This is a genomic window from Nonomuraea sp. 10N515B (assembly GCF_052245915.1).
Classification (GTDB): Bacteria; Actinomycetota; Actinomycetes; order Streptosporangiales; family Streptosporangiaceae; genus Nonomuraea.
This window is the reverse complement of record NZ_JBQQBQ010000095.1, coordinates 14,190-27,563: the sequence shown is the minus strand read 5'-3', so window position 1 is coordinate 27,563 and position 13,374 is coordinate 14,190. Positions and strand designations below refer to the sequence as shown.

General features: G+C 69.6%; 13 protein-coding genes. 4 read left to right on the top strand and 9 right to left on the bottom strand.

Annotation, left to right across the window (positions count from 1 at the left end):
• Positions 1 to 124: 124 nt before the first annotated feature.
• From ACTWQA_RS54745 to ACTWQA_RS54725, 5 genes are all read right to left on the bottom strand, one after another.
• The gene (locus ACTWQA_RS54745; protein ID WP_443166737.1) at positions 125 to 1,411 is read right to left on the bottom strand and encodes an HD-GYP domain-containing protein; all 1,287 of its coding nucleotides are present in this window, start codon (positions 1,409 to 1,411) and stop codon (positions 125 to 127) included.
• Entirely contained in the window at positions 1,408 to 2,760 is a 1,353-nt protein-coding gene (locus ACTWQA_RS54740) for an HD-GYP domain-containing protein (RefSeq protein ID WP_443166736.1), read from the bottom strand. Before ACTWQA_RS54740 ends, ACTWQA_RS54745 begins: the two co-directional genes overlap by 4 nt.
• A gap of 225 nt (positions 2,761 to 2,985) precedes the next feature.
• The gene (locus ACTWQA_RS54735) at positions 2,986 to 3,927 is read right to left on the bottom strand and encodes an NAD-dependent epimerase/dehydratase family protein (protein ID WP_443166735.1); all 942 of its coding nucleotides are present in this window, start codon (positions 3,925 to 3,927) and stop codon (positions 2,986 to 2,988) included.
• Between the two features lie 10 nt (positions 3,928 to 3,937).
• Entirely contained in the window at positions 3,938 to 4,204 is a 267-nt protein-coding gene (rsrA, locus tag ACTWQA_RS54730) for a mycothiol system anti-sigma-R factor (protein WP_305924983.1), read from the bottom strand.
• Positions 4,201 to 4,806 carry a sigma-70 family RNA polymerase sigma factor gene (locus tag ACTWQA_RS54725; RefSeq protein WP_305924984.1) on the bottom strand — a complete coding sequence of 202 codons (606 nt, stop codon included), beginning with the start codon at positions 4,804 to 4,806 and terminating at the stop codon, positions 4,201 to 4,203. The genes rsrA and ACTWQA_RS54725 overlap by 4 nt, the downstream gene beginning before the upstream one ends.
• 308 nt (positions 4,807 to 5,114) lie before the next feature.
• On the opposite strand from ACTWQA_RS54725, the gene ACTWQA_RS54720 reads away from it, so the two are divergent.
• Positions 5,115 to 5,855 (top strand): class I SAM-dependent methyltransferase, encoded by a 741-nt coding sequence (locus ACTWQA_RS54720; protein ID WP_305924985.1) that lies wholly within the window; start codon positions 5,115 to 5,117, stop codon positions 5,853 to 5,855.
• 45 nt (positions 5,856 to 5,900) lie between these two features.
• Here ACTWQA_RS54720 and ACTWQA_RS54715 read toward each other — a convergent pair whose 3' ends face one another.
• Together ACTWQA_RS54715 and ACTWQA_RS54710 are read right to left on the bottom strand one after the other, a co-directional pair.
• Positions 5,901 to 6,233, bottom strand: coding sequence for a TraR/DksA family transcriptional regulator (locus tag ACTWQA_RS54715; RefSeq protein WP_443166734.1), 333 nt, complete (start codon positions 6,231 to 6,233; stop codon positions 5,901 to 5,903).
• A gap of 156 nt (positions 6,234 to 6,389) precedes the next feature.
• Positions 6,390 to 7,136 (bottom strand): SOS response-associated peptidase, encoded by a 747-nt coding sequence (locus ACTWQA_RS54710; RefSeq protein WP_443166733.1) that lies wholly within the window; start codon positions 7,134 to 7,136, stop codon positions 6,390 to 6,392.
• 107 nt (positions 7,137 to 7,243) lie between these two features.
• Between ACTWQA_RS54710 and aroA the strand changes: the two genes are divergently transcribed.
• Both aroA and rsgA read left to right on the top strand, forming a co-directional pair.
• On the top strand, positions 7,244 to 8,536 hold the full coding sequence (gene aroA / locus ACTWQA_RS54705) for a 3-phosphoshikimate 1-carboxyvinyltransferase (RefSeq protein WP_443166732.1): 1,293 nt from the start codon (positions 7,244 to 7,246) through the stop codon (positions 8,534 to 8,536).
• 249 nt (positions 8,537 to 8,785) lie between these two features.
• Positions 8,786 to 9,868: a ribosome small subunit-dependent GTPase A gene (rsgA, locus tag ACTWQA_RS54700; RefSeq protein WP_443166731.1), complete on the top strand. Its 1,083-nt coding sequence runs from the start codon at positions 8,786 to 8,788 to the stop codon at positions 9,866 to 9,868.
• A gap of 305 nt (positions 9,869 to 10,173) precedes the next feature.
• Here rsgA and ACTWQA_RS54695 read toward each other — a convergent pair whose 3' ends face one another.
• Complete coding sequence (locus tag ACTWQA_RS54695) at positions 10,174 to 10,626, bottom strand: DUF4442 domain-containing protein (RefSeq protein WP_443166730.1); 453 nt, start codon at positions 10,624 to 10,626, stop codon at positions 10,174 to 10,176.
• A 90-nt stretch (positions 10,627 to 10,716) separates the two neighbouring features.
• On the opposite strand from ACTWQA_RS54695, the gene hisN reads away from it, so the two are divergent.
• Complete coding sequence (gene hisN / locus ACTWQA_RS54690) at positions 10,717 to 11,508, top strand: histidinol-phosphatase (RefSeq protein WP_443166729.1); 792 nt, start codon at positions 10,717 to 10,719, stop codon at positions 11,506 to 11,508.
• A 73-nt stretch (positions 11,509 to 11,581) separates the two neighbouring features.
• On the opposite strand, the gene ACTWQA_RS54685 is transcribed toward hisN, so the two are convergent.
• Positions 11,582 to 13,351: a right-handed parallel beta-helix repeat-containing protein gene (locus ACTWQA_RS54685; RefSeq protein WP_443166728.1), complete on the bottom strand. Its 1,770-nt coding sequence runs from the start codon at positions 13,349 to 13,351 to the stop codon at positions 11,582 to 11,584.
• Positions 13,352 to 13,374: the final 23 nt, after the last annotated feature.

Here is a 13,374-nt window from a genome sequence, read left to right as displayed (position 1 = left end):
CGCAGGCATCAAGCCGTGGCCCGACACCATCACCGGCAGCGCAACCACGCCCGCGCTGTCGCACGCCCGCCACCCGCGGCATCCCAGCAAACTGCCACAAAGTCAGCGATCTACGACTGAAGGGCTACAGACGACCTCGGTCGATCACGCGGGCCAGCGCCTCCAGCGCGTGCGAATCGTACGCGCCGCCCGGGGCGAACCGGATCCGTTCCAGCGCGGCGCCCGCGCGGTCGCGGTCGGTCGAGGGCCCCACCAGGTCGTCGTAGGCGTTGGCGACCTTGATGATGCGGCTCGACAGCGGCGGGTCAGCGGCGATCGGGTCGCACTGGCGTCTGACCACCTCCGCCACCCGGTCCAGCACGCCCGTCTGCTTGATCACCTCGGCGCCCAGCTCGGCGATGCGGCGCGCCTGCTCCGGCTCGCTGAGTACGGTGGCGCCGCCGGGGATGGGGTCACGCAGCGACAGCTGGCCGATGTCGTGCATGAGCGCGGCGTACTCCAGCTCGAGCAGCTCGGGCTCGGCCATGCCCAGCTCCCTGCCGATCGCCACGGCCAGGCGGCTCACCCGGCGCGAGTGGCCGGGCTCGACATAGCCGCCGACCTCGGTGACCCGGGACAACGCCCGTACGGTCTGCAGGTAGGTGGCGCGGATCCCGGCGTATTTGCGGAAGGCCACCTGCGTGACCAGCAGCGGCGCCGCGAACACCAGCAGCGCGACCAGGTCCATGCTGTGCGTGGCCAGCGCGAGCAGCACCCCTGACGAGCCCACGGCGGCGCCGAGCGGCAGCGCCATGTTGATCTCGTCGCGCACCGTCACCCGGAACGCGGTGCGCACCTGCTCGGACCTGAGCCAGGCCGCGATCAGCACGTCGATCAGCAGGCTGGCGACGAAGAGCGTGACCATGACGGCGAGCGCCGGCCACCAGGTGCTGGTGGGCGGCTTGGTCAGGTCGTAGAGCGGGTCGGCCAGCGGGCGGAAGGCGAAGGCCAGCAACGCGCCGGTGAGCAGACGGCGGGCCATCGCGTCCAGGCGCGGCGGCCGGCCCACCGCCAGGTGCGGCAGCGCGCCCGCCAGCATGCCGACCGCGATCACGGCCACGACCTGCAGGGCCGAGTGCTCCAGCTGATGCTGGCTCAGATCGAGCAGTAACGTGTAGCCGAGCGCCGCAGCGGCGCCGATGGGCGCGACCTCCCTGTTGCCCGGCATGGTGAGCCTGGCCAGCTCGCCGACCGCGATCAGCGCGCCGAACCCGACGGCGATCTCCGGCCGGTCGAGCCCGACCGCGGCCGTGTGCGCGACACCCGCGACCGCCACCAGGCCGGCGGCGCAGATGAGCAGGAGCTGTCCCGAGTCGAGCCTGCGCAGGACAGTGGTTCGTTCGGTGCGCCCGGCGCGTTCCGTGGTGATCATGGCCCGGTCACGACCTGGATCGGCATGGTCGGATCGTCGTGGTCCTTGATCGGGGCCTCCGCCGGGTCGGGCGGCGGCTCGACGCGGCGCGGCGGCTGCCACGGCTCCCGCTCCAGCGCGCGGATGAAGGCCGCGACCATGACGGGGTCGAAGTGTTTGCCCGCGCTCTTGCGTAGCTCCTCGACGGCCTCCGGCACGGGCCTGGCGCCGCGGTAGGAACGGTCCGAGGTCATCGAGTCGAACGCGTCGGCGACCGCGATGACCTTGGCGAACTCGGGGATCTCGTCGCCGGCCAGCCCCATGGGGTAACCGGTGCCGTCGTGTTTCTCGTGGTGGTGCATGATCCCGGCGTAGGCCTCGTCGAGGAAGCCGATGCCGCGGACGATCTCCAGCCCGCGCATGGGGTGCAGCTGGATCGCGGCGAACTCCTCCTCGGTGAGCGGTCCGTCCTTCTGCAGCACCTTGGTGGGCACGCCGAGCTTGCCCACATCGTGCAGCATGCCGGCGTACCGGATGGCCCGCACGCGCTCCAGCCCCATGCCGATCTCATGGGCGATCATGGACGAGGCGAGCGAGACGCGCGTGCAGTGGCCGCGCGTGTAATAGTCCTTGGTCTCCACGGCCTGGCAGAGCGCGGCGATCGTGGCGTCGTAGGAGCGCTGCTGCGCGTGATATTGCCCGAACGCCCACCGCGCCACGAACAGCGGCACCAGCACCAGCACCGCGGAGATCGACTGCACCGTCGCCCAGAGCCCGGCCACGAGCAGCCCGAACGTGCCGTAACCCAGGTAGGACAGCACGAACTGGACCATGCCCCGCAGCGGCACCTCGGCGGGCCGCACCCTGGTGGCGAGCGCGACCATGGTGAGCGTCAGCGCGATGTTGAGCGGCACGAACACGGCGGTGGCCGCCGCGTAGGGGCCGATGAGGTCGTCGAACGCGTTGACCTCCGGCACGCCGACCTTTCCGTCGAGCGCCACGTAGACCTGCCCGGCCACATAGCCGCAGATCGCGAACTGCGCGCCGTTGAACAGCCGTTTGATCAGCGGCAGCCCGGGCCGCACGCTCACCACGGCGGTGAGCCCCACCAGCGCCGCGCCCACCGGTCCGATCAGCACGACGGCGGCCAGCGAGGCGGAGAAGCTGACCGACACCGCGAACTGCTCCACGTTGAGCAGCGTCGGCATCGACTCGCACACCAGGAAGAGCAGGGCGAGCACCAGCAGGACGTCGAGATCCTCCTGGGCCACCGGAGCGCCGGAGGCAATCGCGCCGCGTACGACGAGAGCGGCCGCCGCGCCGAACACGGCGACCAGATAGACCCGCGCCGCCCATGGCAGGTCACGCATTGCGGCCCCCCTACGGTCTGATCAGGTCCAGGACACTCCAGGAGGCAGCGCCCCGCCGATGGCCGTCACCACCGGGGTGATCAGCACGATGGCGGTGAGCAGCCGGGCGACCATTACCTTCAACATCGACATGCCTCCAGGTCGACTTTCTGGGGTTCACGCTACAGAAGACGACGTGGCCGCACCGGCAGAGCGGGAAATCGCAAGCAAAGCGTAATCAAGCCACTACGAGCGGCGATGTGATCTGGCCCACTCCACGGTGTTTTTGATCCCGGTGCCCAGGTCGGTGCGCGGCTGCCAGCCGAGCCCCTCGTGAGCCGGCACCGGGTCGACCGCCATGGCCGGCAGGTCGCCCAGACGCGGCGGCGCGAACCCCGGCTTGTCGGCCGCGCCCGCGGCATCGGCGATCAGCGCATGCAGCCGCCGGTCGGTGGTCTGGATGCCGGTGCCCAGGTTGAACCTGCGCCCGTCGCCCGCCTGGCCGCAGGCCCGGACGAAGCCGTCGACCACGTCATCGACGTAGATGTAGTCGCGGGTCTGGCTGCCGTCGCCGTAGACGACGGTGGGCGTGCCGTTGAGCAGGGCGTCGGTGAAGATCGACACGACGCCGGCCTCGCCTTCCGGCGACTGGCGCGGGCCGTAGACGTTGGAGAGCACGAGCGTGGTGTATTCGAGGCCGTAGAGGGCGCGGAACATGGCGAGGTAGATCTCGCCGCTCAGCTTCGAGGCGGCGTACGGCGAGCGCGGGTCGGTGGCCGCGTCGCCCGGCACCGGAATCGTGCTCGGGCGGCCGTAGACGGCCACGGACGAGGCGAACAGCACCTTGCGCGTCCGCCCCACGTGGGCCGCGGCCAGCACGCGCGCGGTGCCTTCGACGTTGACGGAGGCGTCGTGCCCCGGATCGGCGACGCTCTTGCGCACGCTGATCTGCGCCGCCAGGTGGCAGATCACCTCGGGCTGCAGCTCGGCCGTCAGATCGGGCAGGGCCGGATCGCGCACGTCGAGCTCGTGCAGCCGGAACCGGTCATTGGTGACCGCCCGGGCCAGGTTGGCCATGCTCCCCGACGATAGATCGTCCACCGCCACCACCTCATGACCGTCTGTAAGCAGACGATCGACGAGATTCGAACCGATGAACCCGGCACCCCCGGTGACCAACACACGCATGAGGTAGATCCTAGTCCGCCAGCTCGGCCCTCACTTGAGCGATACGGGCCAGCACCTTGGAACGCAGGTCAGCCGGGACGGGGTCGCAGCCGCAGTGCTTGTGCACGAGCTGCTTGATCGCCTTGTCCAGGTCGTATTCCTTCAGGCACGGGCTGCATTCGTCGAGGTGCACGCGGATCTCGACGACGTCACTGTCCGTCAGCTCGCCGTCGAGATAGGCGTAGACCTTGTCCAGCACCTCGCGACAGTCGGTGTCGTGCGGGTTGCCACAGCTCATTTCGATCCCTCCGCCGGGACCAGGCCACGCTCGCGAGCATAATCCTCAAGGAGGCCCCGCAGCTGCCTGCGTCCCCTGTGCAGCCTCGACATCACGGTGCCGATCGGCGTGCCCATGATGTCGGCGATCTCCTTGTAGGGGAAGCCTTCGACGTCGGCCAGATAGACCGCGATCCTGAACTCCTCGGGCAGCGCCGCCAGCGCCTGCTTGATGTCCCCGTCGGGCAGGTGCTCGAGCGCCTCGACCTCGGCCGACTTCAGGCCGCTCGAGGTGTGCGACTCGGCCCTGGCGAGCTGCCAGTCCTCGATCTCCTCCGTGCCGGACTGCTTCGGCTCACGCTGCTTCTTGCGATAGCTGTTGATGAACGTGTTCGTCAAGATCCGGTAGAGCCACGCCTTGAGGTTGGTGCCCTGCTGGAACTGATGGAACGAGGCGAACGCCTTGGCGAAGGTCTCTTGCAGGAGATCCTCCGCGTCCGACGGATTCCGGGTCATCCGGAGCGCGGCGGAGTAGAGCTGCTCGAGATAGGGCATGACGTCTCGCTCGAACCGCTCGCTTCGCTGCTCCAGCGTCTCCGCGTTTGTCGCGGGCACCGGACCCACCCCCCTAAGATCACCGGTGACCGGCTGTGGCAGGACACCGTACTCAGGGGAGGATACCCGTTGCTCCGGAGCCCACCGGGCATCGGGGAGAGGGTCAACCAATGGAGCGAAGGAGCTCGGCGGGAGAGAGCGAGGAACGAGCCAACGAGCGCCGAAGCGGTCGCGACCATCAACAACAGCGAGCATGCTCGTCGCAACATCCCCGCGCCGCTGTCTGTTCCCGCAAGATAGAAGGTACGAAGGACCCGGTGCGGGGAACGTCATACGTACCGGCTGGTAGCCCTTTTTCCGGAACCCAGGAGTCGCGTGTGCTGCCCATTCCGGCCGAGGAACTCAACGGCTCAGGGACGCTCGGGCCGTACTGGACGTTCTACCGCGCCGTCGCCGCCGAACAACTCAACCGATGGCTTCCCGCCGACCCCTCCGTGATCCTCGATCTGTCCGGCGGCCGCGGGCGATGGTCCGGCCAGGCGGCCAGGGCGGGACATCGGGTGATCGAGTTGCTCGACTTCCGCCGCACCGTCGACGGGCAGTCCCGCTTGCGGGACGCCGACCGCGTCCGCCACATACGCGCCGACGATCTGTCGTTCCTGCCGGACGCGAGCGTGGACGCGGTGCTCGCCGAGGAGCGGGTGATGTCGATCGAGCTCATGGCGGAGTCGGCGATGAACGACGTGGCCAGGGTGCTGCGGCCGGGCGGGCGGGCGCTGGTGTGCGTCGACTCGCTGGTGCTGGGCATGGCGATCCTGGCCGAGCAGGAGCAGTGGCAACATCTGCGGCAGACCGGCGAGGTCATGCTCGTGCCCTGGCCGGACGGCAGCATCACCCGCTGCTTCAGCAGCACGCAGCTGCGTGAGCTGCTGATCGGCGCCGGGCTGGAGGTGGAGTGGATGCGGCCGCGCACGGTGCTGTCGCCGTCCACGGTGGACCACGTGCTCGGCTCCGACGCGCGGTCCCTGACCTGGCTCGTGCGCACAGAGCTCGAAGCCCACCCGGACGACGACGACACGGTCGGCATCCACCTGGTGGCCAGCGCCCGCAAAAGCTGATCCGCCGTTCTTCGTGTCCGGCGGCCGGCTCCCGGCGTCGGCCTCTTAGTGGCGGCGCTCCTGCTTGGACTGACACTGCACGCAGCGCGCCGCCTCGGGCCGCGCCTCGAGGCGGCCCTCGGGCACCGGCTTGCCGCAGTCGACGCACCTGCCGTACACGCCTTCCTCGATGCGCTTGATCGCCTCGATCACGGCGCGTCGCTGCGCGGTGGCCACGGTCAGCATGGCCTGGGCGCGGTCGGCGTCGGTCAGGTCCGAGCCTGCGTCGGCCGCCGAATACTCGCGTACCGCGACAGGATCTCCCTGGAGCACCCCGATCGAGCGATCCAGCTCGGCGAGCATCTCTTCCAGCCGCTCTCGAGCGGTCGTGACGTCCACGAATCCGCACCTCCGGGTAAAAAGAGGGCAACCCGCAGCGAGGACTCCCCGGATGTCCCGCCCGGTGGCAATTAGGGGCTTTTGTGGCGGTGACACCGAGTAAACGGATGCATCGCTTTCCTCACCGGATGCCCACTTACCGCGCTTCTTACACCTTTAGAAAAGCGCCGTTTCCTCCCCATCAGGCAGCGGTTTGATGAGGTCGGGCCCGTTGTTTCTGACGTTGTTGACGTCCGTCGAGACCGCGTACGCCGTGAGCCGCCCCTGCTCGGCCGGAATCAGCAGCCGCGAGGCCTGCTCGGTGTCGGTGACCTTGGGGTCGAGCCACTCCTGCCAGCGCTCCCGCTCGATCATCATGGGCATCCTGTCGTGGATGCGGCCCAAGTGGTCCTCGGCGTTGGTGGTGATGACGGTGCAGGTGACGAGCCACTTCAGCGGGTCGTCGTCGTCCCGCGACGGGTCCTTCCAGAATTCGTACAGGCCCGCCATCGCCAGCACCCCGCCGTCCTCCGGATGGATGAAGTACGGCTGCTTCTTCTTTTTCTCGCCTTCGACCGGCATCCATTCGAAGTAGCCGTCGGCCGGGAGCAGGCATCTGCGCTTGGCGAAGGCCTGACGGAACGACGGCTTCTCGGCCACCGTCTCGATCCTGGCGTTGATCAGCCGCGACCCGATCGACGGATCCTTGGCCCACGCGGGCACCAGGCCCCACTTGACGACCCTGAGCTGCCGCACCGCCCGCTCGGCGTCCTTGGGGACGCGGCTCAGCACGGCGTAGACATTCTTGGTGGGGGCGACGTTGTAGTCGGCGTTGAGCTCCTTGTCGGGCTCGGCGTCCTGCTCGACCTGGAACTCCTCGAGCAGCTCGTGCTTCTTGCGCGCCGACGCGTATCTACCGCACATGACCCCACAGTGCCACGTACGGCTTTCGCTCGCATGTTTGCCTCCGCCGCGTAGTCGTTATCCACAGGCCGTGACCTTGCCCTGCCGCGCCCAAGTACCCTTTGACCATGTCCACTTCGCACTGGCCCGCGCCGGCCGCGACCGCCCCTGTCACCGCCACCGTTTCGCTGCCCGGCTCCAAATCGGTGACCAACCGGGCACTCGTCCTCGCCGCACTCGCCGAGGCCCCTGGCGTCGTGCGCAAGGCGCTGCGCGGCCGCGACGCGGACCTCATGGTGGCGGCGCTGCGCGCGCTGGGCGCCACGCTGACGGCCGGCGAGGAGACCACCGCGGGCGTGGACTGGCACGTGACGCCCGGCCCGATCCGCGGCGGCGCCGCCATCGACGCCGGGCTGGCGGGCACGGTCATGCGGTTCGTCCCGCCGATGGCGGCCCTCGCCGACGGCCCCGTCTCCTTCGACGGCGACCCGCATGCGCGCAAACGCCCGATGGGTCCCATCCTCGACAGCCTGCGCGCACTGGGGGCGCGGGTGGACAACGACGCGCTGCCGTTCACGATCAGCGGGCCGCTGACGGGCGGCGAGGTGACGCTGGACGCGTCGGGATCGTCGCAGTTCGTCTCGGGTCTGCTGCTGACGGCGGCGCGGTTCGAGAAGGGCATCACGATCCGCCACGTGGGCCCGCCGGTGCCTTCGCAGCCGCACATCGAGATGACCGTGCAGATGCTCAGGGCGGCCGGCGTCACGGTCGACGACAGCGAGCACGACGTCTGGCGGGTCGAGCCCGGGCCGATCGCGGCCAGGGATCTGACGGTGGAGCCCGACCTGTCCAACGCGGCTCCGTTCCTGGCCGCGGCTCTCGTCACGGGCGGCACGGTCACCATCCCGGCCTGGCCCCTGCGGACGACGCAGCCGGGCGACGCGCTGCGCGGGCTGCTGACGGCCATGGGCGGCACGGTCACCAGGGCGGAGTCCCCCGGCGCGGACGTCACCGACCTGGTCGTCTCGGGCACGGGTGAGATCTCCGGCATCGACGCCGACCTCCACGAGGTCGGCGAACTGACCCCGACGATCGCCGCCCTGGCCGCGCTCGCGACGACCCCGAGCCGCATCCGCGGCGTGGGCCACCTGCGCGGCCACGAGACCGACCGGCTCGCCGCGCTCGCCACCGAGATCAACCGCCTGGGCGGCGACGCGGAGGAGACCGAGGACGGCCTCGTCATCCGCCCCCGCCCGCTCCACGGCGGCACCTTCCACAGCTACGACGACCACCGCATGGCCACGGCCGGCGCCGTGATCGGCCTCCGGGTGCCCGGCGTGGAGGTGGAGAACATCGCGACCACCGCCAAGACCCTCCCGGAGTTCGTCCAGATGTGGACGGCCATGCTGGCAGCACGATGACCGGGACCCGACGCCTGAAACCGGAGCCGGTCCCACGATGACCGGACCCGAGGCCCGGCTGGTTTCACGACCAATGCTCCGGGCACGTCGGACATGTGCGACACGCGCTAGCACGCTGCCCGCATTCCGACGCGAGGATCCACCCCCACCACACCACCCGGCCACGCCCGGGCGGCGCCCACAACCGAAAACCGGCGCGGGCCGCGTCCCCTGCGGTCCCCTCCGCGCCGGCCATCCATCGACCCATCCATGGAAGGGAAGCAAGCGTATGGGAGCAGACCGCTGAGAAAGCGGGAGTACGACGAGGACGACGTACGGGTCAGGCCGGGCAAAGGCTCACGGCCGCGGACCCGGATTCGTCCTGCGCATGAGGACGCCGTCGAAGGTTTCGTGGTCGCGGTCGACCGCGGCCGCTACACGACGCTGGTCGAGCTCGAACGCCCCAAGGGCTCGGCCCAGAAACGCAAGCAACAGCAGCAACACCGGCTCGTGGTCGCCATGAAGGCCCGCGAGCTGGGCCGCAAGGGCATCGTCGTAGGCGACCGTGTCGCCCTGGTCGGCGACGTCTCCGGCCGCCCCGACACCCTGGCCAGGGTCGTACGCGTGGAGCCGCGCACCTCGATGTTGCGCCGCTCGGCCGACGACACCGAGGACACCGACGGCATCGAACGCCCGATCGTGGCCAACGCCGACCAGCTCGTCATCGTGACCGCCCTGGCCGACCCGCCACCCCGGCCGCGCATGATCGACAGGATCCTGGTGGCGGCGTTCGACGCGGAGATCGACACCCTGCTCTGCCTCACCAAGTCCGACCTCGCCCCGCCGGACGAGCTGATAGCCCTCTACGAGCCGCTGGGCGTGCAGCACGTCGTCGTCCACAAGGGCGGCCCGCTGGAGGAGCTCCGCGAGCACCTGACCGGCCGCATCAGCGTCATGGTCGGCCACTCGGGCGTGGGCAAATCCACCCTGGTCAACGTCCTGGTCCCGGACGCCAACCGGGCCGTCTCCCAGGTCAACGCGGTGACCGGCCGCGGCCGTCACACCTCCACCTCCGCCGTGGCCCTGGAGTTGCCGGACGGCGGCTGGATCATCGACACGCCCGGGGTCCGCAGCTTCGGCCTGGCTCATGTGTCGGTGGAAACGGTCCTGGCCGCGTTCCCCGATCTGGTGGAGGGCACGGTCACCTGTCCCAAGGGGTGCACGCACCTGGGCGACGGCTGCGCGCTGGACGCCTGGGCGGCCGCCGGCAACGCCGACCCCACCCGCCTGGAGTCCCTCCGCCGCCTCCTGTCCAGCCGTGAGGGCACCCTGGACGAGCCCCAAAGCACTTGACCTCCATTCCACACGCCACCCCGACGACGCCCGCCCCCGCCCACCGCACTTCGGCACAGGCCCCTCCGGAGGAGGCCCGAAAGGGGCGAAGCCGCATCGCCCCTTCCACCTCCACGCGAGTCCCTGCCCGGAGGAGGCGGCGCCTCACGTGCCCGCGGGGCTCGCTGGGCGGTGTGAGACGCAGGAAGCGTCGCATCGACGAAAGACGGGACGAGATGCTCCCTGAGGACGAACTGCCGAACCTGAGCTACGCGGCCTCGGCTTGTGCCGTGACCGCGTGACCCGGATCGGCGAGAGCCGGGGGTTCAGGTGTTGGGGCGGAGGGTCCAGGTAACGGTGAGGGTGGACACCAAGGCGCCGTCGGCGTTCTTGATGTCGACGGCCACGTCGAACACCGGCCGCTCCCCCGCGTCTAGCCGGGCGACCACCTCATCCCTGGTCGCCAGCAGCCGGGCCTCGGCATGGACCTCGCCCTTGGCGAGCTTCCGGTACTCGATCGTCGCCGACGTGGCCAGCGGAACCGCCCGCTCCAGCTGATCGCCCAGTACGGACAGCATCGCGGCTCCCGACGCGGACTCGGCCAGCGTGAACAGCGCTCCGGCATGCGGGCCCGCCACGTGATTGTGCAAATCCGGACGATCGGGTAGACGGGAAACAGCCTGGCCGTCCCCCACGGAGTCGAAGGTGATGCCCAAGGTGCGGGCAAAAGGGACGGTCTGGAGCAGCAAAGCGCCGACATCGTGCGACATGATAGACATGTTACTGGCAAGTAATAGAAAGAGGAGTTACCAGAAAAGCGCCGTCTGTGACTGATGTTCTCTATACCGGACAAGGTAGCGTGGGCGATCGTGCAGGGTTATTCCGATGATCTACGCCTCGCGCATGTCATGGCGGACGCCGCCGACGACATGACCATGCGGCGGTTCAAGGCTGTCGACCTCAAGGTCGACACCAAGCCGGATCTCACGCCGGTCAGCGACGCCGACCGCGCCGTGGAGGAGGCGATCCGCGGCACGCTGCGCCGGGCCAGGCCGCGTGACGCGGTCGTGGGCGAGGAGTTCGGCAAAACCGGGTGGGGCGCCCGGTCGTGGATCATCGACCCCATCGACGGCACCAAGAACTACGTACGCGGCGTGCCCGTGTGGGCGACGCTGATCGCGCTCATGGAGTACGGCAAGGTCGTCGTCGGCCTGGTGTCCGCCCCGGCGATCGGCCGGCGATGGTGGGCGGCGACCGAGGGCGGCGCGTGGACCGGCAAGAGCCTGACGAAGGCGTCCAGGATGAACGTGTCCTCGGTGTCCCGCCTGGAGGACGCGTCGTTCTCGTACTCGAGCTTCGGCGGCTGGGAGAAGACCGGCAAGCTGGACAACTTCCTCGACCTCGGGCGCGCCTGCTGGCGGACTAGGGCGTACGGCGATTTCTGGTCGCACATGATGGTCGCCGAGGGCTCGGTGGACTTCTCCGCCGAGCCCGAACTGTCGCCATGGGACATGGCCGCGCTCACGGTGATCGTCGAGGAGGCCGGCGGTGTCTGGACGGACGTGGCCGGAGTGAGGGGGTTGGAGGGCGGCAGTCTTGTCTGCAGCAACGGCGTCCTGCACGACGAGGTCATCCACCGCCTCAACAGCCCCGTACGCTAGCGACCCGAATCGCCCAGCCGACCACCACGACACCCCTGGATCTGCGCATGCGCGGCCGACGCGCGCACCTCACTCACTCAGACGCGCCCGAACCCGCCCTCCACGTACGCGACCCCGGCCGCGGGCGCAGCAGCCCCGCCCGTGACCGGATGCCGACTGTGGCCGCGTTCAGTTCCCGTTCATCTTTGAACGTGACATTGCTCTCGTACGTCACCCCACGAGGCGGACTGTCGTGCCCCACCGGGTCGGCATCCCACACGTTCCCCCGATAGATGACGTTCTCCAGGGGCGGCGCCACCGCCAATACGGCCGTGTTGTCCGCCCGCGTGACGACGTTCCCCTCCACCGTCACCCACGCGGCCCCGTAGTCGGTGTAGAGCCCGAAGTTGTACGGCGTGCGCGTGTCCTCGATGACGTTGCCCTGCACCAGCGCCCCATTCTCGTGCGACGTCCCCTGTGCCCCGGCGAGGTAGATCCCGCCGCCGTCGGCCAGCACTTTCATGGTGCCCACGGTGAGGTTGCGCAGGACACGCGCGCCTTCGCCGGGACCGATGACAATCCCGCAGTGCGGTACGTCCGCGATCTCGTTGTTCGCGACAACACACCCCCGCGCGCCCGACATGGCGATCCCCGGCGACCCGCTGTATTCGAGCCCGACATCGTGCACCCAGGTGTCCTCGATCGTGACATCCTCCCCGTCCGACACGGAGATGCCACCGCCCGACAGTGTGTCGAAGTCACAGCCGCGCACGGCGACCCCGGCGCCGCCCGACACGCCCAGCCCGAACGCCCCCAACCGGGTGAACCGGCACCCCTCGATCTCCACTTCCGCCACGTCCTGGAACGTCACGCACGCTGGAATCGACGCCGACACGGCCGGGTACGTCACCGACGCCCCTTCCCCGAGAACCGCCGTCTCCACGCCGCCGCCCTCGTAGTAGCCGCTGCCGTGATAGTGCAGGAACCCCTCGGGACGGCTGGGACGCAGCCAGGTGGCATCGGCGAACACCAGCCCACGGAACGACACGTTCCGCGGCCCCGCGACGCTCAGAAGCGTCTCGAGCACCGGCGCGACCACCTGTGTGCGGTCGGGGTCTTCGCCCGGACGAGGCAGATAGAGCAGGACGTGCCGCCCGGGAAGGGAGCGGTCGAGCACGAATGTTCCCGGCTCGCTCAGGAAGGCGGCATCGTTCTCGATCCGCGTAGGCAGCCCCAGCCCGCTGGAGGTCTGGCCCTCCCAGGTGGAGTTGTAGAGCTCGGCCGCCCAGCCGAACGCGGGCTGCGCCATGGTGACCACTGTCGCGTCGCCGTCCATGGAGACCGTCGCCACCTCGCACCGAGCCTCGGTCCAGGGGTAAACGCCCTGGTAAACGAACTCGACGTCGCCCGGGCTGTGCCACCTGCGTGGGTCCATGCTGTCCGTGACGTAACCCGTGATGGTCGGGCGGGCGGCGCCGGGAAGGCCCGGGATGCCGGCGCGGAGGACCCGGCGGCCGTCCACGTAGAGCTGCCGGATGTCGAGGTCGCCGACGTCGGCCGTCCACACGCCGTCCCGCTCCCGCCAGCCCGTGACGCGGGGGCCGCCGCTGATCACGACTTCCTCGTGATCAGGGGTGCCGTATCCGTGTGCCTGGTAGACGATCCGATGGCCGTCCCGCCCCGAATCGGTGTCGGTGAGCTCTAAGGTCCTGGTCAGTAGGTGGGTGCCCGCCCTGAGGTGGACGATGACGTCTCCGGCCGCTTGGCGCGCCGCGGACTGGGCGCGTTCGAGCGTGGCGAAGGGCTGCTCGGCGGAGCCTGCCCCGGTGTCGTCACCCGAAGGCGCGACGTGGAAGTGGAACATTGAGAACCCCTTTGCCGTTTATG